The 23,622-nt window shown below is 65.0% G+C and carries 22 protein-coding genes; 13 read left to right on the top strand and 9 right to left on the bottom strand.

Annotated features, from left to right (window positions below; genetic code table 11):
- Positions 1-76 precede the first annotated feature (76 nt).
- From ABID97_RS02055 to ABID97_RS02065, 3 genes are all read left to right on the top strand, one after another.
- Positions 77-1,213 carry a PepSY-associated TM helix domain-containing protein gene (locus ABID97_RS02055; protein WP_354396908.1) on the top strand — a complete coding sequence of 379 codons (1,137 nt, stop codon included), beginning with the start codon at positions 77-79 and terminating at the stop codon, positions 1,211-1,213.
- Positions 1,214-1,293: 80 nt separating this feature from the next.
- Entirely contained in the window at positions 1,294-3,426 is a 2,133-nt protein-coding gene (locus ABID97_RS02060) for a TonB-dependent receptor family protein (RefSeq protein ID WP_354401651.1), read from the top strand.
- Positions 3,427-3,460: 34 nt separating this feature from the next.
- Complete coding sequence (locus ABID97_RS02065) at positions 3,461-4,021, top strand: YaeQ family protein (RefSeq protein WP_354396909.1); 561 nt, start codon at positions 3,461-3,463, stop codon at positions 4,019-4,021.
- Positions 4,022-4,024: 3 nt separating this feature from the next.
- Here ABID97_RS02065 and ABID97_RS02070 read toward each other — a convergent pair whose 3' ends face one another.
- On the bottom strand, positions 4,025-4,330 hold the full coding sequence (locus ABID97_RS02070; RefSeq protein ID WP_307580501.1) for a putative signal transducing protein: 306 nt from the start codon (positions 4,328-4,330) through the stop codon (positions 4,025-4,027).
- A 9-nt stretch (positions 4,331-4,339) separates the two neighbouring features.
- Positions 4,340-4,804 carry a DUF3717 domain-containing protein gene (locus tag ABID97_RS02075; RefSeq protein ID WP_354396910.1) on the bottom strand — a complete coding sequence of 155 codons (465 nt, stop codon included), beginning with the start codon at positions 4,802-4,804 and terminating at the stop codon, positions 4,340-4,342.
- 485 nt (positions 4,805-5,289) lie between these two features.
- On the opposite strand from ABID97_RS02075, the gene ABID97_RS02080 reads away from it, so the two are divergent.
- From ABID97_RS02080 to ABID97_RS02090, 3 genes are all read left to right on the top strand, one after another.
- Entirely contained in the window at positions 5,290-6,036 is a 747-nt protein-coding gene (locus ABID97_RS02080; protein ID WP_354396911.1) for a TerC family protein, read from the top strand.
- Positions 6,037-6,115: 79 nt separating this feature from the next.
- Positions 6,116-6,580 (top strand): hypothetical protein, encoded by a 465-nt coding sequence (locus ABID97_RS02085; protein WP_354396912.1) that lies wholly within the window; start codon positions 6,116-6,118, stop codon positions 6,578-6,580.
- Between the two features lie 86 nt (positions 6,581-6,666).
- Positions 6,667-7,020: a phage holin family protein gene (locus tag ABID97_RS02090; protein ID WP_354396913.1), complete on the top strand. Its 354-nt coding sequence runs from the start codon at positions 6,667-6,669 to the stop codon at positions 7,018-7,020.
- Positions 7,021-7,041: 21 nt separating this feature from the next.
- Here ABID97_RS02090 and ABID97_RS02095 read toward each other — a convergent pair whose 3' ends face one another.
- Complete coding sequence (locus ABID97_RS02095) at positions 7,042-8,607, bottom strand: M48 family metalloprotease (RefSeq protein WP_354396914.1); 1,566 nt, start codon at positions 8,605-8,607, stop codon at positions 7,042-7,044.
- A 54-nt stretch (positions 8,608-8,661) separates the two neighbouring features.
- Between ABID97_RS02095 and moaC the strand changes: the two genes are divergently transcribed.
- Positions 8,662-9,144, top strand: coding sequence for a cyclic pyranopterin monophosphate synthase MoaC (gene moaC, locus ABID97_RS02100; RefSeq protein ID WP_354396915.1), 483 nt, complete (start codon positions 8,662-8,664; stop codon positions 9,142-9,144).
- 18 nt (positions 9,145-9,162) lie between these two features.
- On the opposite strand, the gene ABID97_RS02105 is transcribed toward moaC, so the two are convergent.
- On the bottom strand, positions 9,163-10,899 hold the full coding sequence (locus tag ABID97_RS02105; RefSeq protein ID WP_354396916.1) for a PglL family O-oligosaccharyltransferase: 1,737 nt from the start codon (positions 10,897-10,899) through the stop codon (positions 9,163-9,165).
- 128 nt (positions 10,900-11,027) lie between these two features.
- Here ABID97_RS02105 and pilV point away from each other — a divergent pair, with 128 nt between their 5' ends.
- From pilV to ABID97_RS02135, 6 genes are read left to right on the top strand one after another with little or no spacing between them, the layout of a single operon-like run.
- Positions 11,028-11,615: a type IV pilus modification protein PilV gene (gene pilV / locus ABID97_RS02110; protein WP_354396917.1), complete on the top strand. Its 588-nt coding sequence runs from the start codon at positions 11,028-11,030 to the stop codon at positions 11,613-11,615.
- Positions 11,612-12,643, top strand: coding sequence for a PilW family protein (locus tag ABID97_RS02115; RefSeq protein WP_354396918.1), 1,032 nt, complete (start codon positions 11,612-11,614; stop codon positions 12,641-12,643). Before pilV ends, ABID97_RS02115 begins: the two co-directional genes overlap by 4 nt.
- Entirely contained in the window at positions 12,640-13,263 is a 624-nt protein-coding gene (locus tag ABID97_RS02120; protein ID WP_354396919.1) for a pilus assembly PilX family protein, read from the top strand. The genes ABID97_RS02115 and ABID97_RS02120 overlap by 4 nt, the downstream gene beginning before the upstream one ends.
- Before the next feature lie 13 nt (positions 13,264-13,276).
- Positions 13,277-17,668: a pilus assembly protein gene (locus ABID97_RS02125; protein ID WP_354396920.1), complete on the top strand. Its 4,392-nt coding sequence runs from the start codon at positions 13,277-13,279 to the stop codon at positions 17,666-17,668.
- Complete coding sequence (locus ABID97_RS02130) at positions 17,665-18,126, top strand: type IV pilin protein (RefSeq protein ID WP_354396921.1); 462 nt, start codon at positions 17,665-17,667, stop codon at positions 18,124-18,126. The genes ABID97_RS02125 and ABID97_RS02130 overlap by 4 nt, the downstream gene beginning before the upstream one ends.
- A complete protein-coding gene (locus ABID97_RS02135; protein WP_354396922.1) occupies positions 18,123-18,698 on the top strand; it encodes a GspH/FimT family pseudopilin in 576 nt (191 codons plus the stop codon). The genes ABID97_RS02130 and ABID97_RS02135 overlap by 4 nt, the downstream gene beginning before the upstream one ends.
- 37 nt (positions 18,699-18,735) lie before the next feature.
- On the opposite strand, the gene ABID97_RS02140 is transcribed toward ABID97_RS02135, so the two are convergent.
- From ABID97_RS02140 to wecB, 5 genes are read right to left on the bottom strand one after another with little or no spacing between them, the layout of a single operon-like run.
- Positions 18,736-19,332: a sugar transferase gene (locus tag ABID97_RS02140; RefSeq protein WP_354396923.1), complete on the bottom strand. Its 597-nt coding sequence runs from the start codon at positions 19,330-19,332 to the stop codon at positions 18,736-18,738.
- A gap of 5 nt (positions 19,333-19,337) precedes the next feature.
- Positions 19,338-20,501, bottom strand: a complete 1,164-nt coding sequence (locus ABID97_RS02145; protein ID WP_354396924.1) for a DegT/DnrJ/EryC1/StrS family aminotransferase — start codon at positions 20,499-20,501, stop codon at positions 19,338-19,340.
- Between the two features lie 7 nt (positions 20,502-20,508).
- Positions 20,509-21,189, bottom strand: a complete 681-nt coding sequence (locus ABID97_RS02150) for a class I SAM-dependent methyltransferase (RefSeq protein WP_354396925.1) — start codon at positions 21,187-21,189, stop codon at positions 20,509-20,511.
- Positions 21,190-21,233: 44 nt separating this feature from the next.
- Entirely contained in the window at positions 21,234-22,460 is a 1,227-nt protein-coding gene (locus ABID97_RS02155; RefSeq protein ID WP_354396926.1) for a glycosyltransferase family 4 protein, read from the bottom strand.
- The gene (gene wecB, locus ABID97_RS02160; protein ID WP_354396927.1) at positions 22,457-23,548 is read right to left on the bottom strand and encodes a non-hydrolyzing UDP-N-acetylglucosamine 2-epimerase; all 1,092 of its coding nucleotides are present in this window, start codon (positions 23,546-23,548) and stop codon (positions 22,457-22,459) included. The genes ABID97_RS02155 and wecB overlap by 4 nt, the downstream gene beginning before the upstream one ends.
- Between the last annotated feature and the right edge of the window lie 74 nt (positions 23,549-23,622).

A 23,622-nucleotide genomic window follows, 5' to 3' on the forward strand; every position in this document is an offset into this window, starting at 1 on the left:
CCCTCTTCCAGCCAACGCGCCCCTCCGCGGGTGCGCCAGCCAACAACCCGGCGGGGCTTACAGGCCCCTGTTGTTCATGCTGCGCGCTCCCCTCCGACGCCTCTGGCTCAAGATTCACCGCTGGATCGGTCTCTCGCTCGGACCGGTCCTTGCCCTCACCGCGCTGCTCGGCGCCGTGCTGGTGGTGGCCCTGCCGATCGACCGCTGCGCGCATCCCGAACTCTTCGTCGGCCGGAGCACGGCCACCCCTGTGTCCCCGTTGCCGCTCGAGCCGCTGCGCCAGCGCCTCGTGGCCGAGTTCGGGCCCGACACCAACTTCACGCTGCGGCCACCACGCAGCCCCGGTGAGACGCTCTGGGTGTATGTGCGCGGGCCGTGGGAAGGTACGCTCTACCTCGACCCCTCCACCGGCGCCGAGCAAGGCCGCCGCGAATCGCACGAAGGCGCCTACAACCTGCTGTTCGAGCTGCACAGCAGCCTGCTGATGGACGACACCGGCAAGGGCATCCTGGCCTTCGTGGCCCTGGCCTACCTGTTCCTGCTGGTCACCGGCGTGGTGCTCTGGTGGCCGACGCGCTGGCCGCCTTCGCTGCGCATTGCGCTGAACAGGGGCCTGCTGCGCGGGCTGTTCGACCTGCACCGGACCGGCGGCGCGGTGCTCGGGCTGCTGATCGCGGTGTCGGTCTTCACGGGTGCCTACATGGCCTGGCGGCCCCTGGGCAACTTCATCTCGGCCGCCATGGGCCAGGAGCCGGTCAAGCCGCCCACGGTGCCCAAGGGCACGGCCGCGGGGCCGCGGCTCTCGCTCGATGCGCTGGTCGCACGCGCGCAAAACGTGTTCCCGGGCCAGCCCATCGGCTATGTGCAGGTGCCCGCCAAGCCCAACCGCCCGATGCGGGTGCGCTTCAGGCTGGCCGACGATCCGCATCCCAACGGCATCAGCTCGGTGTGGCTGCACCCTCTGACGGGCGAGGTGCTGGCGGTGCGCCGCTGGCAGGACCTGGACGCCGGCAATGGCGCGGTGGCGGTGATCTATCCGCTGCACACCGGCGTGCTGGGCGGGCCGGTGCACCAGGCGGTGGTCGCGCTGCTTGGCCTCGCACTCGGCGGACTGGGCCTGAGCGGCATCTGGCTCTGGTGGCGGCGCCGCGCCGTGGCCGCCGCGGTCCGAGACGCCGCGCTTTCCAACAACCGCAACCGCACGACCTCCTGAACGGACGTCCGCTGCGGTCGATTTCATTGAGTCCTAGAGGAGTAACCGTGTTCAAGCAGAAGAAGTGCGCCGCCCTGGTCATGGCGCTGTTTCCCATCAGTTTCCAGAGCCTGGCGGCCGAAGCCGAGCCGGCAGTGGACGGCGCGAAGTCGCTGGAGGCCGTGACCGTCACGGGCGACTGGCTCGGCACGCCGAGTGAAACCAAGGTGCTCGAGCACCCGGGCGCGCGCAGCATCGTCGAGCGCAAGCAGATCCAGGAAAGCGGCTCCAGCAGCGTGCGCGACGTGCTGCGCCAGGTTCCCGGCGTGCAGGTGCAGGAGAGCAACGGCACCGGCGGCAGCGACATCTCGCTCAACGTGGGCGTGCGCGGCCTCACCTCGCGCCTGTCGCCGCGCTCGACCGTGCTGCTGGACGGCGTGCCGCTGGCCTATGCGCCCTACGGCCAGCCGCAGCTTTCGCTCGCCCCCGTGTCGCTCGGCAGCCTGGAGGCGGTCGACGTGGTTCGCGGCGCGGGCTCGGTGCGCTACGGGCCGCAGAACGTGGGTGGCATCATCAACTTCGTGACGCGGGCGATTCCGAAGCAGTTCGCGGGCGAAGCGGGCTTGGGCGTGGAGAGCGCGAGCCATGGCGGCGGCATCAAGACGACGCCCACCCTGTTCATGGGCGGTACCAACGCGAACGGCCTGGGCCTCGCGCTGCTCTATTCGGGCACGCACGGCGACGGCTTTCGCCAGGGCAACGACCACACGAGCATCGACGACCTGATGCTGAAGGGCGCCTACCGTCTCTCAAGCACCGATGACATCGCCATTTCGCTGCATCATTTCGAGGGCAAGGGACGCATGCCCGGCGGCCTGACGACGGCGCAGTTTGCTGCGAACCCTTTCCAGTCCGACCGCCCTTTCGACGAATTTTCCGGCCGCCGGACCGACGGCTCGGTCAAGTACACGCACAACGACGGCGTGAACAAGTTCGAGATGCTGGGCTACTACACGGACTCGTTCCGCAGCAGCTACCTCGAACAGGAAGGCAGCGGGGCCAACGCCAACAATCGGCGCCTCACCAGCGCGCCGCGCAACTACAAGACCTTTGCCGTCGAGCCGCGCTACTCGCGCCTGATCGATTCGGGCAGCGTGGTGCAGGAGATCAGCGTGGGTGCGCGCTACCTGAAGGAAGAAGCCTCCGAAGTGGCAACGCGCAGCGCCTACTACCGGCCGCGCCCCGGCTTCGATGCATTCACGCTCGCGCAGCCGGCCTACCAGACGAGCAAGGGCGGCACGACCGCGCACGCGTTCTACATCGACGACCGCATCGACTTCGGCAACTGGACGATCACGCCCGGCGTGCGCTACGAATCCATCCGCTCGCACAACGACGTGTACACGATGGCCAACAACCGGGTCACCGGCGCGATCTATCCGAAGATCGACTCGAACGAGGTGCTGCCGACGCTGTCGGTGCTCTACCGCATGAGCGACCGCTGGTCGGTGTTCGCGAATGCCGGCGTGTCGTTCGGCCCGCAGCAGTACGCGCAGCTCGCGCAGTCGACCACGGGCCTGCATCCCGAGAAAGCCAAGACCTACGAGATCGGCACGCACTACAAGGGCGAGGCCTGGAGCGGCGAGCTGACGCTGTTCAACATCAACTTCGACAAGGAGCTGCTGCTGGCACGCTCCATCACAGGCGACGTCGGCCAATGGACCGACCTGGGCGCCACGCGGCACCGCGGCGTGGAGTCGGCCCTGCGCTACGACCTTGGCACGCTGAGCGATTCGCTCAAGGGCCTCTCGGTGTCGGCAACCTACACGTACACGCAGGCCACCTCGAAGGCGGGCGCGTTCGCGGGCCGCGACCTGCCGTTCTACTCGCGCCAGGTGGCGACGCTCGGCGCGCGCTACGCGCGTGGGCCATGGACATTCAACGCCGACGTGTACGCGCAATCGAAGCAGCGGTCGCCGGGCTCGCCCGACGACGGCGCGCAGTACATCACGCGGGAGGATTCGACCGGCCGCTTCGGCAACATTCCGGGCTACGCCACCATGAACCTGCGCGCCGCCTACGACTTCGGACCGTCGATGAGCAACCTGAAGCTGGCCGTGGGCGTCAAGAACCTGTTCGACCGCCGTTACTACAACCGCTCGGTCGACAACAACGGCGGCAAGTACGTGGGCCAGCCGCGCACGCTGTACCTGCAGGCCTCGGTGGCGTTCTGACGGCGCCCGCGGGGGCGCATACACTCGCGCACCCATGGCCCTCAAATCCACCATCTTCAAGGCCGCCCTCGCGGTGGCCGACATCGACCACGGCTACTACGCCGACCACGCGCTGACGCTGGCGCGCCACCCGAGCGAGACCGACGAGCGGATGATGATCCGGCTCGTCGCGCTCGCGCTCAATGCGCACAAGCTGCAGGACGTGTGCCAGGGCGACGGCACCCTGGCGTTCGGCGCGGGCCTGTCGAACGTCGACGAGCCCGATGTGTGGCTGCGCGATTTCACGGGCGAGACCAAGCTGTGGATCGAGGTCGGCCAGCCCGAAGACAAGCCCATCATCAAGGCCTGCGGCAAGTCGGACGAAGTGATCGTGTATTGCTTCAACCATGCGGCCGAGATCTGGTGGCGCGGCATCGAGAACAAGCTCACGCGGCCGCAGAACCTGCAGGTCTACCGCGTGCCGACCGAGGCCTCGCAGGCGCTGGCCGCGCTGGCGCAGCGCAGCATGCAGCTGCAGGCGACCGTCCAGGAAAACACACTGACGCTGGGCGACGGGGCCAACAGCATCGACGTCGAACTGCTGCGCTGGAAGTAGCCCTCAGGCGCCCGGCATCATCGCGCCGCAGTGCCAGCACTGCTCGAAGCCGCCTTCGATCCGCTCGCCGCACACGCATTGCCAGTTGCGCTGCGGTCGATGCTGCGCCGCGTGCAGCACCTGCTGCGCGCGCTCGAACTGCGCTTCGTCGTCGATCCAGATTTCAGGCAGGCACTGGTCGGGCGGCAACTGGCCCATCACGGCGCCGAGGAATTCCCGCTGCACCGTGGCCTCGACGCCCTCCTCCCGCAACGCATGCACCCAGAGGGTCGCGATCGCGAGGTTCGGTGCTTGGGCGAGGCGGCGCATGCGGCCCTTTCAGGCGGTGTCGTCGGGGCCGAGGGGCTCGGCCGGGTCCTCGGGCCACTGCGTCGGCTCGGCCTCGCGCGCACGTTCGGCGTACTTGTTGAAGCGCCAGGCCGTGTCTTCCATGGTGATGCGGCGCCAGGTCACGCGCTTCTCGGCCGGCGACATGGCGGGCCAGTGCTGCACCTCGTCGAAGCTGCGGCCGCAGCCCTTGCACTCGTCGTCGCCCTGGCTGGTGGAGCAGATCGCGATGCAGGGCGTGTCGGGCGTGCTGTGGTACCAGTCGAGCCACGCGGCCCAGGCATCGGGGGGGAAGCCGAACTCGTCGACCTCGTCCTCGTGGTGGAACACCATGAGGGCGTACACCTCGGCCAGCGCGCGCAATTCGGGGGCCAGGGTGATGCCGTCGGGCGAAGGACTCTTCTCGCGCCAATGGTTGATGGCGGCCTCGATGTCGATGATGTGAATGGCGGCCATGAAGAGAGAAAAAACAGCGAGCGACGATCATAGTCCGGCAATGCCCCGCGCCCGCCGAAGGTTATAGGCGCTACAAGATTCATAGCTCCATCCCGTTAGCGGTCGAGGCCTTCAGGGGCATTCCCCTTGAAGCGCCCAAAAATTCAGGTTGCCAGCGCCCCGCTGCGGATGCTCTAATCCCGCCACGAAGGGGAGTAGCTCCCGACCGCTGTTTACGGCAGCGGAAATCGACAGGTCGTCAATACGAAGCACAACACTTCCGGCCTGTCGGGCAACACGTGCCCCCGGTGCGCGTTGTCGAGCAAGACCTTCGATTTGAACCTGTGCAGGTTTGATCGAAGCGTTCCTGAGTCCCCGGTCGTTACCCCGGTCTTCGTCATCGCTTTGGCCATTCCCGCACGGGATGAATCGAAACACGCGTACACGCGCCGGACTGCCGCCATCCCAACAAGGCGACGGGCAGTGCACGAAGACAAGAGGAAGCTATGGAACAGTTCATGACCCCGGAGTTCTGGGTCGCGGTCGGTCAGATCATCATGATCGACATCCTCCTGGGCGGCGACAACGCCGTCGTCATTGCCCTGGCCTGCCGCAAGTTGCCGCCGGCACAGCGCACGCAGGGCATCCTGTGGGGCACCGCCGGCGCCATCGTGCTGCGCGTGATCCTGATCTTCTTCGCGCTCACGCTCCTGGCCATTCCGTTCCTCAAGCTTGCCGGCGCGGTGCTGCTGCTCTGGATCGGCGTGAAGCTGCTGGCGCCCGAACATGACGATGCGCACGGCAGCATCACGGCCAGCGACAAGCTCTGGGGCGCGGTCAAGACCGTGATCGTGGCCGACCTGGTGATGAGCGTGGACAACGTGATCGCCATTGCCGGCGCCGCACAGGGTGCGGGCCAGGCGCACCAGATGCCGCTGGTGATCTTCGGCCTGCTGGTGAGCATTCCGATCATCGTCTGGGGCAGCCAGCTGGTCATCAAGCTGATGGACCGCTTCCCGATCATCATCACGCTGGGCGGCATGCTGCTGGGCTGGATCGCCGGAACCATGGCCGTGTCCGACCCTGCGCTGTCGAACACCGCAGCCTGGACCTGGGTGCCGAAGGTGCCGCAGACGGACGTCATCCGGTATGCGGCCGGCGTGGGCGGCGCGCTGCTGGTGCTGGTCATCGGCAAGTGGGTGGCCATGCGCCAGGCGCGCCAACGGCCCGCTCCCGCCACCAGCGCAAGCTAAACGCCACGAGGGCATCCGCAAAAATGCCCTTCCCCTATCGCCCAGTCTCTGCCATCCTAGCTACCTGAAGGAGCGCACCGTGGAAACGATCATTCTCTACGTCGACGACGCCGGCTACGCCTGCGAGCAGTTCGCCGAACTTGCTCCCGACGCGAACAGCGTCGTGGCGCGCCATTGGGTGCTGGTGGCCTGCGCACCGCGCATGACGCACCGCATCAGCAAGTGGGTGAGCCACAGCGCGCGCGAGAACTGGCGTGCCAAGTGGTTCAGCAAGGTGCAGGCGCAATTGCTGCCGGTGCTCGAACGCAATGGCGGACAGGTGACCCCGGTGCTGGCCAAGGGCCCGCTGACCGAACTCACGCAGCAGCTCAAGCGCGCGCACTCGGCCACGCATGTGGTGGATGCGCGCCGGCCCAAGATCGGTGTCGACCTGGAGCCGGTCTCGCTCGACCAGACGCCCCCGCGCCAGTCGGGCTGGGCCTTGCCGGGTGCCGTGATCGGCATGGGCGCGCTGCTGGTGCTCGCGAACGAACTGGCCGAATAACACATCCCCCTGACAGGGAGAGCCCCGGTGCGGCAACGCGCCGGGGCTCTCGTCTTTTCGGCGCACGGTGGGGTATCCTGCAACGCATGCGCATCATCCTCAAATGGCTGCTCAGCGCCGTCGCGCTGCTGGCGGTCGCCTATCTCTATCCCGGTGTCCAGGTCAACAGTTTCGGCTCCGCGCTGCTTGCAGCGGCGGTCATCGGCCTGCTCAACATGATCGTGCGGCCGGTGCTGGTGGTGCTCACGCTGCCGGTCACCATCGTCACGCTGGGGCTCTTCCTGTTCGTGATCAATGCGCTCCTGTTCTGGGCTGCATCGGGCCTGCTCTCGGGCTTCCAGGTCAGCGGCTTCGTGGCCGCGCTGATCGGCTCGCTGATCTATTCGCTGCTGGGCCTCATCATCGAAGCCGCGCTTGGCGGGCTCCTGTCGAAGCGCTGAGCCGCCGGCAGCTTCGCGCTGCTACCTGAGCGGCGGCTCCTCGGCCTGCCGCTTGACCAATGCTTCCACGTCGCGCGCGCGGGTGTCGATGATCGACGCCTCGTAGTGGTCGATGGGCGCGCCGGGCTTGCGCACCAGTTCCTGCGCGGCCTTGAAGCGGTCGCGCGCGGCGGGATAGTCGAGGATGGCGACGTTGGCTTCGGCATCGGCGCGCACCGCGCGCAGCGTGTCGTTCTGCGCGCCGTACAGGTTGGCCAGCGCGCGCCAGACGGTGGCATCGCGTGGATGCGTGGCCACCCAGTCGCGCAGCACCGGCACCATGGGCGCGGGCTGGCGCGTGGCCACCGCCGCTTCGGCGGCCAGCAGCATCTCGGGGCGTTCCTTCGATTTCACATCGAGGAGCGCGGCGGCCTTGGCGGCGGCGCCGCCGGCAAGCTCGATCTCGGCATTGAGCCAACGTGCCAGCCTGGCGGCCGAGGGGTCTTCGGCGGTGCGTGCCGTGAGCCGCTCCGACAGCGCGCGCGCCGCCTTGAAGTCGCGCAGGTCCCTGGCCGAGAGCGCGGCGGCGTAGAGCGTGCCGGCCTGCTGGGCCGGGCTGCTCTTGGCGAACTCGCCGCTGGAAGCCGACTCGACCCAGAGCCTGAGCACGTCGACACCGGGCCGCGTGAGCACGCGCGCCCGCGCGGCGATCATGGCGTGGTCCATGGCCAGCGGCATGGGCGGCGCCGCATCGAGGCGGAACTGGAACCGGCCCTGCATGTCCGAGATGCGCTCCGACGTGAGCGGATGGCTGCGGAGGTAAGGGTAAGAGCCGTTGTCGTTCAGGCGCGCGGCGTACTGCAGCTTCTCGAACATGGCCGCCGCGCCCTGCGGCGCGAAGCCCGCCTGCGTCATCACGCCGAAGCCGACGCGGTCGGCCTCGCGTTCCATGTCGCGCGAGAAGCTCAGCTGGTTCTGCATGAAGAGCGCCTGGCTGCCCATGATCACGGCCTGCCCCGCATCGGCGTTGCGGCTCTTGCTGGCCGCGATCATGCCGAGGATCAGGCCGGCCAGCATCAACGGCATCTGCTTGCCCTGCCGGCTCATGATGCGCGAGATGTGGCGCTGGGTGACGTGCGACAGCTCATGGCCGAGCACCGTGGCCAACTCGTCGCGGCTGCCGACCGTGGCGACCAGCCCCATGTTGAGGCCCAGGTAGCCGCCCGGCAGCGCGAAGGCATTGATGTTGCGGTCGCGCCCCAGCAGGATGGTCCAGGCAAAGCGCTCGTCCAGCTCGGGCGTGAGTTCGCCGCGCTGGCGGGCGGCGGCCAGGAGCCGCTGCCAGATCTCCTGCACGTAGGCGGCGATGACCGGATCGTCGATGTAGTCGGTGTCGCGGTAGAGCTCGCGCGCGATCTGGTCGCCCAGCTGGCGCTCGGCGCTGGCGGTCATTTCGCCGCCGTCGCCCAGGCCCGGCAGCACCTGCAGCTGCGCGCGGGCGGGCACCGGCAGCAAGACCTGCGACGCTATGAGAACGGTAGCGCACAGGGTCCGCAATGCGGGCACGGCAAAAGTCTTTCTACGGGCAGAAGGCATCAAATGCGGCATTCCTCGTCCATGGCTCGGGCTCGTATGATGCATCCACACACCGATCGTTCACACATGAGTTCCCTCACCCATTTTGACGCGCAGGGCCAGGCCCACATGGTCGACGTCGCGGCCAAGCCCGCCACCCACCGCGTGGCCGTGGCCACCGGTCGCATCGAGATGCAGCCCGCGACGCTGGCGCTGATCGAATCGGGAACCGCGAAGAAGGGCGACGTGCTCGGCATCGCGCGCATCGCGGGCATCCAGGCCGCCAAGAAAACCAGCGACCTGATTCCGCTGTGCCACCCGCTCGCGCTCACGCGCGTGGCGCTGGCCTTTACGCTGGCCGAGAAAGGCAATGCGCCGCAGGTGGTCTGCACCGCCACGGTCGAGACTGTCGGGCCCACCGGCGTGGAGATGGAAGCCCTGACCGCCGTGCAGGTCGCGCTGCTCACCATCTACGACATGTGCAAGGCCGTGGACCGCGGCATGCGGATCACCGATGCGCATGTGCTGGAAAAGCATGGTGGCAAGTCGGGGAGCTACGTGGCGGGTTGAGGCCGGTGCCGTGATGGGCTAAGGCCTCTCGGCGTCGAGCGGCTGGCCCTTCAGCCAGCGCTCGTACGCGTCCGGAAACGCAATGCGCAAGCGCTCCGCCTGGTCGCGAGCTTCCTGGCGCTGCCCCATCAGCTCGGCGCTTTCGATCAGCTTGACGATCACACGCGGCTCGGGTGAAAAATGCACCGTGCGCTCGGCCAGCGCGTGCATCGCGGCCGCATTGGCGGGCGTCACGGCCTTGAGCGTCAGTTCCGCAAACCCCACCTGCCTGGCGAAGAGCCACGATGCCTTCGCCTTGGCCAGCGTGTTTTCTTCATAGGCCGGCAGCCGCTCGTCGCGCGGCAGGTAGATCTGGCTGATGCGGATGTAGTCCCACGCGGCATAGCCGACCACCGCCGTCAGCACGGCCGCGGCAACCGAAGACAGCACGGCAGGCTCCCTCCAGCGGCCGTTGAAGCGCTGCCGCAACGGGGATGGCGCACTGCGCCGCGACGGCCACAGCAGGCCCATGCACAGCCCGAACGCCAGCTGGAAGGGCCCGTACCAGAGCGGATATTCCAGCAGGCTGTGCAGCGCGATGGCACCCAGCATGCCCCATGCCATCAGCCGCGCCGGGTCGAGTTCGCGCCAGGGCCGGGCCGCCAGCACCATCCAGATGAAACCGCCGCAAACCATCACCGACACGGGGATGCCCAGCTCCACGGCCAGGTGCAGCGGCAGGTTGTGCGCGTTGTCCAGGATCTCGGGGAAACGCGGCCCGTCATACAGCGTGCTGTAGTGCGCGAAGCTCAGCTCGCCCCAGCCCCAGCCCGCGAGCGGATGCTGGCCGATCAGCGTCAGCACGTTGCGCCACAGGATGAGCCGCGTGTGGTCGCCGGGCGCGCCCTCCTGCAGGCGCTGCATCATGCCCTCGACCTCGCCCGCCGCGAGTTGCGGCAGCACCCAGGCGATGGCGAAATAGACCGGGACCATGGCCAGCAGCGCCCACGGCGGCGGCAAGCTGAAGCGGGCGGCATTCGCGCCATCGGCCTTGCCGCGGCGCTCGCGCCACGCGATCAGCGCGCCCACCCCCACGATCGACAGCAATTGCAGCAGGCCCGTGCGCGACGTCGACGCCGCCGCGGCCACCAGCAGCAGCAACGCCGCCGCGACGAGCCAGCGCCGCACTCGCACCGACGGCTGCATGGCGTGGAGCCATAGCGCCGCCACCAGCGCCATGCTGATCAGCGTGGCGAACTGGTTGCGCTGGCGCAGGTTGCCGTAGGCCTGCCCCAGCGCCGGCGTGGTGGTCCACGGCACCAGCGGCTCCGCCATGCCGTAGTACTGCAGCAGCCCCAGCACCGCGCTCACCAGCCCCGCCACGAGGATGCCCATCGCCAGCGGCGCCGCACTAGAAGGCCCGCCGCGCGCCATGCCCGCCCCCACGCAGGCCGCAGCCGCCATGGCGCCAAGGACCCCCGCGGCGGGCAGCCACGAAGCCAAGCCGGCATGGAAGAACGAGAAGCAAGAAGAAAGCGCGATGGCCGCCATGCCGCCCGCCAGCCACAGCCACACCCCCCGCGCCGGCGCGCCCGGCGCCATCGCCAGCAGCATCGCCGCCAGGCAGACCCAGGTCGCGAGCAGCTGCCACGCCTGCACAGAAGGGCCCGCCACCAACGGGCAGAGGAACGGGAATGCGACCAGCCCGGCACGCACTGCGCCGATGGTTTTCGAGGGGAGGACGGCCACCTCGAGGGGGGCTGCACGGGAGGTCATCCGCCGATTGTGCCGAGCGGGCGGGCCGACGAATGGCTACGGACGGGAGACGAGCGGGTGTGACAAGGGCACCACGCAAAACTTACGATCGACCGTCACATTTGGACACGTTTGCAAACGTTGAAGAGATGAAAACACTCTTGGTTTCCGGCCGCCGAGCGGCGAACGCGGGCTTCAGCCTCATCGAGGTTCTGATAGCCATCGTGGTGCTGTCTTTCGGGCTGCTCGGGATGGTAGGCCTCCAGGCCGCGTCGCTCCAGGCCAACCGGGATGCGCGGCTGCAGTCCGCCGCCACGGTACTTGCCCGCGAGTTCGCCGAGATGATGCGGGGGAACAAAGCGGTTGCTTTGCTTGCCACCGGAAATCCGTACCTCGGCGATTTTTCGAGCCCACTGGTCCCAGGCACGGCCAACTATTGCATGGCAGTGGGGGCGACTTGCGCCACGGCGGAAGCCACGGCGCAGGCAGAGTTGACGGAATGGCTGGCCCGCGTCGACGCCGAGCTGCCCGGCGCCCACGTCAAAATTTGCCACGATTCGGCCCCCTACGGCTCATCAGGCCTGCCCACATGGACCTGCACGAGCAGCGCGACCACCGATGTCGTCGTGGTGAAGATCGGCTGGACGCGCACCAGCACCCGCCGGGGCGACACGACCCTCGACCAGGCCGCCGCACCCTCCGTGATTCTGCCGGTCACTGCGGGGAGCACGCTGTGACGGCACGCACGCGATCCATGCGCGGCCTGACGCTGATCGAGCTGCTCGTGGCCATGGTCATCGGGCTTGTCATCGTCCTGGCGGCCGTTGCCGCGCTCACCGTCGCGCGACGGGGCTTCACAACGGTGGATGCTGCTTCGCAGCTGCGCGACAGCGGCCGTTTTGCAGCCGACCTGATCCAGCGCGTCGGTGCGCAGGCAGGCTATCGCGACGTTTTCATCGCGGCCGGCTTGACTTCCGATGATGCCGCGCGCGACGCGAACGTCGGTGGTTTCAACAACGCGCTGCTGGATGCAACCAATCCGACCACCGCATCGACGGCTCGCACCACCGGGGTGGTGGGCTATGGAAGCGACATCCTCGTCCTGAGGTACCAGGCGTCGCAGCTCTACAGCAATTCGGAAGACAGCACCAAGGCGGTGGTGGCCGACCAGACGATGATCGATTGCGCCGGCAACACCGTGGCAAGCGTGCCGAACCCCAAGGACATCGATCCGGCAAAAGTCGCGCAGGCGTACGACCGCCGCATCGTCAGCATCTTCCATGTGGCGATCAGCCAGGGAGAGCCGACCTTGATGTGCACCTATTCGAGCACCGGCGCAGCACCGTGGACCACCGTGCCGGTGATTCAGGGCGTCGAAAACTTCCAGTTGCTTTACGGCGTGGATGGCGTCACTGCCAATACCGCGCCTTCCGCGACCGCGGCCGCGCCCGATGTGCCGGACAGCTACCTGCGGGCCGACCAGATGACGGTCGCCGGTTCTGCCAACGACACGAAGGCCAACTGGCGCCGGGTTCGAAGCATTCGCGTTGGCATGGTGCTGCGCAGTGCGCCGGGCTCCAGCCAGGACATGGCGGCACAGACCTTCCTGCCCTTCGGCGCCGCCAAGGGTACGGCGGGGGGTGACCTCGGATCGGCATTCGCCAATTCGGCCGATGCGGGAACCTCGTTCCAGCCCACACCGGACGGCCGGCTGCGCCAGACCGTCTCTTTCACGATCCACCTGCGCAACGACCAGGGCCTATGACATACCTCGCCCAGCGTTCATCGAGCTCTCCTTCGGCTTTGCGCGGTCAGGAGCGAGGCGCATCGCTCATCGTCGTGATGCTGATCCTGATCATCGTCTCGATCCTCGGGGTCGGCGGCGCCCAGATTGCCATGATGGCGGAGCGGGGTGCGCGAAACGACCGCGACATGCAGGTGGCATGGCAAGCAGCCGAAGCCGCGCTGATGGATGCCGAGTTCGACATTCATGGGCCGGGCACGGCCACCCGCAAGGCGCTGTTCACGAGCATGAACAACACCAACGACTTCGTTGCCGGATGCGGCACCACCGGCAACAGCAAGGGCTTGTGTGCCTTGGTGGAAACAGGCAAACCAGCCTGGCTGGTCGCCGACTTCACCAGCGAAGCCACTGGCGCAAAAACCGTTCCGTTCGGGCTTTTCACCAGCCGCACCTTCGCTGCAGGACAGACCGGCGTTCAACCCGCCAAGGTGCCGCGCTACATCATCGAGCCGATCTCCGATCCGCTGAACCGCGACAAGACATTCGACAAGCCGCCCACCTACGTCTATCGGGTGACGGCAATGGGCTTTGGTCCGCGCGATGACATCCAGGCTGTCGCGCAAATTCTTTACCGCGACTGAGGCGGCAATGCAAATGAACAAACACCAAAAATCTCCTTTGCGCGCCTTTGCCTCGCAAGCTTCGCGCACATGGGAATTCGCGATTCATCCGCGCTTGTGGTCGTCCCGGCAGCGCTCCGCCTTGTGGTTCGCCCTGCCGCTCGCGGCTCTTGCGATCTCTTTCGTGGTCAACAGCCAGACCTCGGCACCGGCCTTCAAGGCCATCAGCCTTTCGAGCGACCCGCTCTACGCCACGACATCCGGCGACAAGCCGACGCTCGCACTTGCACTCTCCGTGGAGTTTCCGACTGTCGGTGCGCAGTACACCCCGGGCGGCGCCGACGACAACACCTACAGCAACACGAACGAGTACCTCGGTTACTACGACGCGGAGTCTTGCTACGCCTACAACAATGCGCCCACCGAAACGCCTGCAACAGGCTTCACTGCCGCCGACTACAAGCGCTTCGATCGTGTCGGGCGGGCCACCAGCCGCACCTGTGCCGACGCGTATCCCAACGCGTTCAGCGGCAACTTCCTGAACTGGGCCGGCAACTCCGCCATCGACATGCTTCGGCTGGCGCTCTCCGGTGGCGACCGCTACATCGACACGACCGATCTCACCATTCTTCAGCGCGCGGTGATCCCCAACGGCGACCCGGTCTGCATGTGGAACAGCACCAACTTTCCGGCCAAGCGGCTCCTGCGCGCAGGCGGCGCGAGCGGCAAGGCATTCTGGGGCGCAGTGCCGGCAGCCATGATCGCGGCCGCGGGCAACAACGACATCTTCGTCGGCAACACGCTGAACCGCATGTACTTTGGAACGGCCCGAGGCGGTGGATGCGGCGATACAGGCAGCTACTCGCTGGGCAACCCTCCGCCGGCGGCCGCCATCGGCCCCATCGACGACAAGAAGAATCCGCCCAACGACCTGACCTTTTGTGCCAATGAAGGCCAGACCTGCAGCTTCACGGGCGTCAAGGAGGTCTGGTATGGCGCAGACAAGAAATGGAAAGTGGCTCCCGCCAACCTCAGCACGGCGTGCAGCAACGCTGTGTTCGGCGACCCCATCAATGGCTCGGCCAAGGCGTGCTACACGCGCGCCTATTCCGGGTCATGGACGGCGCCAGCCGGTGGCGATGGATTCTTCTATGCCCGGGTGCAGGTTTGCCAGAAGGACAGCGCCGGCAATCTGCTCGACACCCGCGACTATCCGTTCTGCACCAAGTACCCGAGCGGCAATTTCAAGCCGGGCGGCGTGGTGCAGAAATACAGCGACCAGTTGCGGCTTGCGGCCTTCGGCTACCTGCTGGAGCAAACCGCCAGCTACGACGGTGGCCGCTACGGTGGCGTGTTGCGCGCACCCATGAAGTACGTGGGCGCGAAGACCTTCGATATCTATGGCCAGGACAGCACACCTGCATCGGGCAACGCGAATGCGGAGTGGGATGCAACCACCGGGGTCTTCAAGGCCAATCCGGACGCGCATGCCATGGGCATCAGCGGCGTCGTCAACTACCTCAACAAGTTCGGCCGCACCGGCACACCCGGCAAGTACAAGAAGTACGACCCGGTGAGCGAGCTCTACTACGAGACCTTGCGATACATGCAGGGTCTGGGGCCCAGCCCGGACGCCATCACCGGCATCACAGACACGCTGAGGGACGGCTTTCCGGTCTACACCGACTGGACCAACCTCGATCCATTCGGTGGCGGACGCACCAACACCGGCGCCTATGCCTGCCTGAAGAACAACATCGTGGTCATCGGGGACATCAATACGCATGACGGAAGCCGCTTTCCGGCAGCCAATGCTGCGGGCAACATTCCCAATCTAGGCACATGGACCGGTGTCGTCCAGGACTTCGAGAAGGGCGTCGTTCGCAGCTATACCGACGGCGCAGGCACCACGCGGCAGACAAGCAACCCCAATGCGGTCAACACCAACCCGAAGGGAGACGCCATCATCGGCTACTCCTACTGGGCCCACACGCACGACATTCGAGGCGCTGGCTGGACCGACGAGCCCGCCAAGCAACGGCCTGGCTTGCGGGTGAAGACCTTCATCTTCGACGTCAACGAGTACGGCGACCAGAACAACGCCAACACCCGGCGTACACGGAATCAGTTCTTCACGGCGTCCAAGTACGGCGGCTTCGAGTCCGACAGCAGCAATCTGGGCAGCAAGCCATTCAATACCTACGGCAATCCGTTCCGCAAGGAAGATGGCACGGCCAACAATGACGTCTGGCAAGACCCGGACCATCCCGGCGAAGCAGGAACGTACTACCTGCAAAGCAGCGCACGCGGCGTGCTGAGCGCCTTCGACAGCATCTTCAGCCGGGCATCGACCACAGCGCGAAGCATCGCGGGCACCGCCGTTGCATCGCAAAAGCTCACGGCGGACAACAAGATCTACCAGGGCTCCTTCGACACGTCGAACTGGTCCGGAGACTTGCAGGCGTTCGGCGTCAGCGCGGATACGAATGGCAATGTCTCCATCAGCTCGACCGCGACCTGGAGCGCCTCCGATCGCCTGGCAGCGCTCTCCGCGCCAGCGACCTCCCGCAACATCGTGATCGGCAATGCGGGTGCGACGGCCGCAACAACGGCAACGGCATTTACCTGGAGCGCGATCTCCACCGAGATGAAGGCCCACCTCAACAAGCCTTCACCCGCCGCCGCAGCAGACACGCAAGGCGAAGCGCGGCTGAACTACCTGCGTGGAAGCTCGGCGAGCGAAGGCACCACGTTCCGCCGCCGCAACAACAAGCTGCTTGGCGACATCATCAATTCTGGCGTTGCGTATTCCGGAGCGCCGCCCTCAACCATCAGTTCCACCACCTACGCGGCCTTCCGGCAAGACAACCTGAGCCGGACAGCTGCCGTCTTCGTCGGCGCCAACGACGGCATGCTGCATGCCTTCAACGCGGGAACAGGCGACGAGCTTTTCGGGTACATCCCCAGCTGGCTCGGACCCAAGCTTTCGGCACTCGCGTCGCCCACCTACGTGTCCGACCACCAGAGCTACGTCGACGCATCGCCTGCGGTGGCCGAGGCGCAAGTCGGATCTGCCGGCACCAAGGCCGACTGGAAAACGGTGCTGGTTTCAGGCACCGGCGCCGGTGGCCGCGGCGTCTTTGCACTGGACGTGACCAACCCTGCAGCCTTCGATGCAACGAAGGTGATGTGGGAGTTCACCAACGCGGACGATGCCGATCTGGGCTTTGTAGTCGGCAAGCCGCAGATACTGAAAATGCGCACCAGCGCAGCCGGCGCCGCAGCCACATACAAATGGTTTGCCCTGGTCGCCAGCGGCGTGAACAACTACGTGAGGGACAGTGCGGGCGTGTTCAGTTCGACGGGCCGCCCCGCCCTGTTCATTCTCGACCTTGCCAAGCCTGCCGCGACGGCCTGGACGCTCGGATCCAACTACTACAAGGTCTCCCTGCCTGTCGACACCACCTTGGCACAGACTGTGGCGCCAGGCGTGATCAACTTCTCGGCCGTTCCTGGCGCGGAACGCGAAGTGACGCAGGTTTTTGCCGGCGACCTGCACGGCAAGGTGTGGAAGCTCGACTTCCGGCCCTTCGGAGTCAGCAACTGGAACATCGACAAGCTTTCCGCCTTCAACAAGGGCACGGATGCCAGTCCGGTGCCTTACCCGCTTTTCATTGCCAAGGACAGCACCGGCAAGGTCCAGCCTATTTCGATGGCCCCGGCGCTGATTGCCGGCAAACGCGGCAACAGCACCTACGTTGCATTCGGAACCGGCAAATACCTGGAAGCCGACGATCGTTCATCGACGCCCCAGAACACTTTCTACGCAGTGCACGACAACGGGTCGACAACGCCTGACGCCAGCCCTGCCGGTGCCAGCGTGATCAGCGGCCGCGCCCGACTGCAGGCAGGCACGGTGGACACGACCGCACGGACTGTTGCCATCGCACCCTTCGTGTGGGGCCGGGCGACGTCCGATGCGGACGCCACCCAGCGGTCCGGCTGGTACTTCGACTACGCGACCAGCGGAGAGAAGCAGATCAGCAATGCCCTCCTGAACGGCCAGACGCTGATCTTCGGCAGCCTGATCCCAGGTTCGACCGGCGGCGCCAGTGCTTGCGGCGTGAGCGGCGGAAGCGGTAACGAGTACCGGTTGGATGTGGACACTGGTGACGGCGATTACCGGGTGTCGACCGTGGGCATCCTCGGCCAACCGCTGGTGATCGAGCTCGCCAGTTCGACCGAGACGGTCAGCAACAGCACCGGGCGCCGAACCCGGACGATCACAAGCCAGGTGATCAAGCAAGGCTCCGGCGGCATCGATACCGCATCGGGTTCCGGCGACAAGACAACCAAGACGATCGTCGCCGGCCGCCTGAGCTGGCGCCAGATCAACAACTATCAAGACTTGAAGAACGCACCATGAAAAAGCCGCCCATCCAAAGAGGCTTCACGCTCATCGAGTTGATGATCGTCGTCGCGATCGTCGGCATCCTTGCTTCAATTGCCTATCCCGCCTACCAGGACTCGGTCATGAAGGGTCGCCGTGCAGAAGGCAGGACTGCGGTGCTGGAGTTGATGCAGCAGCAGGAGCGCTATATGACGCAGCGGGGTACATATCTAGGATTCAGCAACACGAACGGCGTGACTGATCCCGCGGGAGCCGCCACGACGTTCAAGACTTTCAGCGGTGACAACGCTTCCAATCCGTCTTATCGGCTATCGGCGAAGGAATGTTCTGCTGGCATGTCGTTGCGTGACTGCGTTCGCGTCGAAGCAAGTCCCGTCCGAACTGATTCGGTGGTCGGCGTGCTAAGCATGACCAGTACCGGCGTCAAAAGCTGCAGCGGCAATCCTCCCAACACCAAGCTTTGCTGGCCATGAACGCTCCCCCTTCACGCCGGCTTGCTGGCTTCACCCTGATCGAGTTGATGGTCACCGTCGCCATTGCGGCGGTACTGCTTGTCGTGGCCGCGCCGAGCTTCGTGAACTTCCAGAGAAACTCCGAGCTGACTTCCGCTACCAATTCATTCGTTGCAGCCGTCAATGCAGCGAGAGGCGAGGCGATGAAGCGCGGCATGAATGCCATGCTTGTGCCGGCAACCGGCGCCGACTGGAGCTCGGGCTGGACAGTCTTCGTAGACCAGGATCGGAGCGGCACACTGAATACGGGAGACTTCACCGTGATCCAGCAACCGGCGCTGGCAAGCTACTTCAGCGCCACCGGACAGGGCACCGCGAGCGAAACACCGGCCTACATCATGTTCGATGCATCCGGGTATGCGAAAACGAAAACGGCCGGTTTCGGCGCCCTCACGATGACCATCGCCCGAAACGACTTGAGCGGTGCAGCGCTATCCGAGCAGACGCGCCGCATTGTCATCGCCAAGTCTGGGCGTGCCCGGGCTTGCAAGCCTGCGACCGACACCACTTGCACAGCAAGCGCGGACGAGTAGTCCGGGCTCAAAGCAGCATTGTCAGTGCGGCCCGGCACTACCGTGCGGCGAGCATCGCGACGGTACGTAGCACTATTCGGATGTCGCCGCCAAGGCTGTGCGTCGCCACATACGCTTCCGCTTGCGCAAGCTTTGCCGGCAAAATCACCTGGGTATAAAAGCTTTCAGGATCGTCCGCCTTTGCCAACAGCTCCGACTCGTTCCTGAAGGCAAGAGACGCTGCATCGGTGATGCCCGGCCGCATGCTCAACACAGCCGCCTTTTGCCGTTCTGTATAGAGCGCAACGTAGCGGGGCACTTCGGGTCGGGGGCCCACGACACTCATCTCGCCGCGCAGGACATTGAAGAACTGCGGCAGCTCATCGAGCTTGTAGCGGCGCAGGATTGCGCCGGCGCGTGTGATGCGCGAATCGTTGCCCACGGTGATTTGCGGGCCTTCCGCCGATGCATCCGCGCGCATGGTCCTGAACTTGAGGATCTCGAACGGGACGCCATGCCTTCCCACGCGCGTTTGGCGAAACAACGCGGAGCCTTTCGAGTCGATCTTGACCCAAGCTGCGAGTGCAATCAGCAAAGGGGACAGCAACACGATCGCGCAGATCGAAACCAGCACATCGAAAGCCCGCTTGGCCATTGCTCTCAACCCAGTAGCTCGTGCAAGGCGGCAATGACCCGATCCTGATCGGCATCGGTCATTGCGGTGAAAAGAGGGATGCTGAGCATCCGCTGGTACGCGGCTTCTGAATGCGGAAACATCTCGGCGTTGAGGCTGTAGCGGTCACGCCAGTAGGGCTGCCGATGCAGAGGAATGTAGTGCACGCTGGTGCCGATGCCGCGATCGGACAACGCCTGGATCAACGCGTCGCGGCCCAGCCGGGCGGTGGCATCGAGGCGAATCACATAGAGATGCCACGCATGTGTTTCGCCGGGCGGAGGCTCTGGTGCAAGGATCAGCGGCAGGCTCGACAACTGCTCGCGATAGCGGGCCGCCAGGTATTGGCGGCGCTCCAGAAAACGCGGCAACTTCGCCAATTGGGCGAGGCCCATGGCCGCAGCAATGTCGGTCAGGTTGTATTTGAAACCGGGAGCGACCACCTCGTAGTACCAGGCCGGCGTTGTCGAGCGAAAGCGATCGAATGCATCGCGATTGATGCCATGCAGACGCATGATCTTGACGCGCTCGGCAAGGGCCGCGTCGCGGGTCACGACCATGCCGCCCTCGCCCGTAGAGATTGTCTTGTTGGCGTAGAAACTGAACACCGTGAAGTCGGAATCGAGCGTTCCCACGAGCCGGCCCGCGGATGTCGTGGGCAATGCGTGTGCGGCGTCTTCCACCACCTTGAGGCCATGCTTGCGCGCGATTGCCATCAGCGCGGGCATGTCCGCGGCAAGGCCAGCGTAGTGAACGGGGATGACTGCCTTGGTGCGTGCGGTGATTGCAGCCTCGACCTGATTCACGTCGATGCAAAGCGTGCGAGGATCGATGTCGACCAGCACCACATCGGCACCGAGATAGCGCGCCACTTCGGCGGTAGCGGTGAAGGTGTGCGTCGTGGTGATGACCTCGTCACCTGGACCCACACCGAGTGCCTCCAAGGCAAGGTGAAGGCCAGCGGTTGCCGAATTGACGGCCATGCAGTGGAGCCGTTCATCGCCGAGGAATGCGGCGACTTCCTGTTCGAAGCGCTTGGCCTTGGGGCCGGTGGTCACCCATCCCGAACGAATAGCCTCAGCAACCAGGGCAATCTCTTCTTCCCCGGTGTCCGGCAGCGCAAAAGGCAGAAACGGTGGCTGCGAGGTCATGGGGATGTCAGTTCGATGGTTTGGCGATCCACGCCAGCACGTGCGTGCGGAGCAGCGGAACTAAGTTGAACAAGCTGTAGAGCGAGGGGTGTACCCGTGCAACGCGGCGTGCGATGGGCGGTGCAAGCGTCACACGTTGCGCGCTCACTTGTCCGTTTGGAAACAACTCGCGCACTCGGCGCAGGGAGACACCGCGCACATCGGTGTTGTTGGGATTGTCGAACGTGAAGTCATACCAGAGCACCCCTCCGCCTGGCTTTACCCAGTTCCACATGGCACTGGCCAAGCGCTGTTGGAATGCGTCGTCGAGCAGCGAGGAAAAGACGGTCGATTGGAAAACGATGTCCTGGCTCCCGGGTGCGATGTTCCACTCGCAGGCATCGCCTTGGGCAAGCCTCAACTCCGCTGGCAGTATGCGGCGCGCTTCAGCGTAGCGCTCCTCGAGCAGTTCAATCCCTTGCAGGTGCGCCGCATCAAAGCCAAAGCGGAGCAGCTCCAGCAGATTACCGCCGCTTCCGCATCCCACCTCGACCAGGCTCTTTTCACTCAGATCGAGCCAACCCAAATGAGAGATCAGGCGGAGCAGCGCGCGCTGACGCTCGTGCACCGTTTGCCAAACTGCGGGATTCAGAAAGCTGTAGCGCCGGTCCGGTACCTCGGCGTTTCTTCGTTGGTAGCGTGCGCGCACGGCATCGAGCTCTTGCCCCGGCCCTGCGTTCGAGTCTCTGCTTTTCAAGACACGGCCTCGATGAAGCGCTTGGCCAGAACGGGCCAAGTGTGATGCTCCTGGACATAGGATCTTCCGCGCAAACCCATCTGCCGCCGAACATCTGGATCGATTGACGCGATTATTCGAAGACCCTGCGCAATGTCTGGAGCAGATTCAGCCTGCACTGAAACGCCGCACCCTGCTTCTGCCACCGGATCGTTTCCAGCTTCGATCGCACTGAGTACCACGCAACCAGCCATCATGTAGTCCATCAACTTGTTTGGAGCGATGCCGAACCTGAACAGCGGCACGCTCTGCAAGCCGATGTACGCCACATCGACGGCGGCCAACATGGGCGAGATCTGACCCTTGGGGATGGGGCCAAACATGGCTACGTTGTGCAAGCCTTCTGAAGCAACCCGGCGTTTCAGCCGCTCCCGTTCAGGCCCGCCACCGATCAGAACGAAACTGAATGGCTCCGACAGCAGGATGGCCGCGGCATCGAGCAAGGAGTCCAGCGCATTGGCCAAACCATGCGCGCCCGCATAGGCCACCACGAGGCGGCCCTCACTCTGGGCCTTCTGGATGTGCTGCGCAATCTCCGGCGCAAAGGTCTCGTTGACGTTGTCCCACTCTTCGGTAGACACGCCGTTAGGCACGATATGCAGCTTGGACAGATCCAACCCGTGCGCAGCCATGTGGTCTTGAACCTTGGGCAGCATGGACACCACAGCATTCGAGCGCTTGCAGGCAAAGTCTTCTGCCATCTGGCATACGGCGATGAACGGATGACGCGCCGACATGCCATTGAGCTCCATTGGCGAGAGAGGCCAGAGATCGTGAACCTCGTGCACCAGTTTGGCCGAACATAGTCGTGCAATGCGATGGGCGGGCCAGATGTCCATGGGATAGGTACTGGACGCCACCACGACATCGGGCTTGAATTCGCGTGCCAACCGCTTCGCGTCCCACATCAGCTGCGTGCAGAACGTGGCGATGTTCAATGCACGTCCAACTCCGTTTCCTCTATAGGAAGGCGTGCGATACCAAAGGTAGTCGACGCCATCGACATTTTCCTGGTGCCGGCGACCGACGAACTCCGGCTGGATGCTGCGTACGTGCGATTGGGATGCGGCCACGATGCGCACCGTGTGGCCGGAACGAACCCACTCGCGCGCCAGGTAGTGCGGCCGGTATTCCATGCCATGCCGAAGGGAACCGGCATAGTGATTGATCAGCAGAATCTTCACAGGGACGATGCTTGAAGGATGTCCGCGATGCGCCGCGCAGCATCGCCCCGACCGTACGGCTCGATGGCCTTGCCCGTTGTACCCAGTGCCGCGCGGAACGCGGTCTGCAATGCTGCGGCAGAAGTGGGGGGCGCCAGGCGATTCCAGCCAGCCTCTACCAATTCGATCCATTCGGTTTCGTCGCGCAGCGTGACGCACGGTTTGCCGAAGAAGAAGGCTTCCTTCTGGACGCCTCCCGAGTCGGTGACGATCATTTGAGCCGACTGCTCCATCTGGATCATGTCGAGATAGCCCAGGGGCTCGATGCAGTGCAGCCCCGCATTCGCATTCACATTCAGTCCCAGGTTTGCGAGTACGCCCCGAGTTCGAGGATGCAAAGGCCAGACCACATCGATGTCGCGCGCCAGTTCGAGCAGTGCTTGCACGATGGTTTGAAGGGCCTCGCTGTTGTCGGTGTTTTCGGCGCGATGAATGGTCGCGAGTACGAAAGGGCGGCCTGACAGGCCTTCGAGCACCTGCGGGCCTTGAGTCCGGGCGGCGGCGACAGCAACGAAATGCAGCGCGGCATCGCACATCACGTCACCTACCAGCTGAATTTTGGAACCGGTGATTCCCTCGCTATGTAGATTGAGAACTGCCGCTTCCGTTGGCGCGAACAGCCAGTGCGCCACATGATCCGTCAAGACCCGGTTGACTTCCTCGGGCATTCGCCGGTTGAATGATCGAAGTCCTGCCTCGACGTGCGCGACAGGGATGTGGAGCTTGGCTGCCGCCAGCGCGCCGGCAAGCGTGGAATTAGTGTCGCCATAGACCAGGACAGCATCAGGTTTCTCTTTCATCAGCACCCGTTCGATGCCTTCGAGCTGCGCTCCGGTCATCGCTCCATGGGGACCACCATTCACGCCCAGATTCCAACAAGGTGCCGGTATACCAAGCTCACGAAAGAATACGTTCGACATGTTGTCGTCGAAGTGCTGACCGGTGTGAAGCAGCCTTTCTTGCATGCCGGTACGCTTCTGCAGTTCGCTGCTCAGAGCCGCAGCCTTGATAAATTGGGGTCGTGCACCGACGACGGTAATGAGGTTCATGTAACTCCAAGAACTGGACAGCTGGTTCTGTTTCAGCGCCTTTAAGACTAACCAATACGGTTGAGAGGGGAAAA

Origin of the sequence: Variovorax sp. OAS795, from assembly GCF_040546685.1 — a bacterium.
Taxonomy (GTDB): Bacteria; Pseudomonadota; Gammaproteobacteria; order Burkholderiales; family Burkholderiaceae_C; genus Variovorax.

Excerpts from the sequence above, each read along its gene's own strand:
- ABID97_RS02055 (WP_354396908.1), top strand. The coding sequence starts at position 77 with ATGCTGCGCGCTCCCCTCCGACGCCTCTGGCTCAAGATTCACCGCTGG.
- ABID97_RS02060 (WP_354401651.1), top strand. The coding sequence starts at position 1,294 with ATGGCGCTGTTTCCCATCAGTTTCCAGAGCCTGGCGGCCGAAGCCGAG.
- ABID97_RS02065 (WP_354396909.1), top strand. The coding sequence starts at position 3,461 with ATGGCCCTCAAATCCACCATCTTCAAGGCCGCCCTCGCGGTGGCCGAC.
- ABID97_RS02070 (WP_307580501.1), bottom strand. The coding sequence starts at position 4,330 with ATGCGCCGCCTCGCCCAAGCACCGAACCTCGCGATCGCGACCCTCTGG.
- ABID97_RS02075 (WP_354396910.1), bottom strand. The coding sequence starts at position 4,804 with ATGGCCGCCATTCACATCATCGACATCGAGGCCGCCATCAACCATTGG.
- ABID97_RS02080 (WP_354396911.1), top strand. The coding sequence starts at position 5,290 with ATGGAACAGTTCATGACCCCGGAGTTCTGGGTCGCGGTCGGTCAGATC.
- ABID97_RS02090 (WP_354396913.1), top strand. The coding sequence starts at position 6,667 with ATGCGCATCATCCTCAAATGGCTGCTCAGCGCCGTCGCGCTGCTGGCG.
- ABID97_RS02095 (WP_354396914.1), bottom strand. The coding sequence starts at position 8,607 with ATGCCGCATTTGATGCCTTCTGCCCGTAGAAAGACTTTTGCCGTGCCC.
- moaC (WP_354396915.1), top strand. The coding sequence starts at position 8,662 with ATGAGTTCCCTCACCCATTTTGACGCGCAGGGCCAGGCCCACATGGTC.
- ABID97_RS02105 (WP_354396916.1), bottom strand. The coding sequence starts at position 10,899 with ATGACCTCCCGTGCAGCCCCCCTCGAGGTGGCCGTCCTCCCCTCGAAA.
- pilV (WP_354396917.1), top strand. The coding sequence starts at position 11,028 with ATGAAAACACTCTTGGTTTCCGGCCGCCGAGCGGCGAACGCGGGCTTC.
- ABID97_RS02120 (WP_354396919.1), top strand. The coding sequence starts at position 12,640 with ATGACATACCTCGCCCAGCGTTCATCGAGCTCTCCTTCGGCTTTGCGC.
- ABID97_RS02125 (WP_354396920.1), top strand. The coding sequence starts at position 13,277 with ATGAACAAACACCAAAAATCTCCTTTGCGCGCCTTTGCCTCGCAAGCT.
- ABID97_RS02130 (WP_354396921.1), top strand. The coding sequence starts at position 17,665 with ATGAAAAAGCCGCCCATCCAAAGAGGCTTCACGCTCATCGAGTTGATG.
- ABID97_RS02135 (WP_354396922.1), top strand. The coding sequence starts at position 18,123 with ATGAACGCTCCCCCTTCACGCCGGCTTGCTGGCTTCACCCTGATCGAG.
- ABID97_RS02140 (WP_354396923.1), bottom strand. The coding sequence starts at position 19,332 with ATGGCCAAGCGGGCTTTCGATGTGCTGGTTTCGATCTGCGCGATCGTG.
- ABID97_RS02145 (WP_354396924.1), bottom strand. The coding sequence starts at position 20,501 with ATGACCTCGCAGCCACCGTTTCTGCCTTTTGCGCTGCCGGACACCGGG.
- wecB (WP_354396927.1), bottom strand. The coding sequence starts at position 23,548 with ATGAACCTCATTACCGTCGTCGGTGCACGACCCCAATTTATCAAGGCT.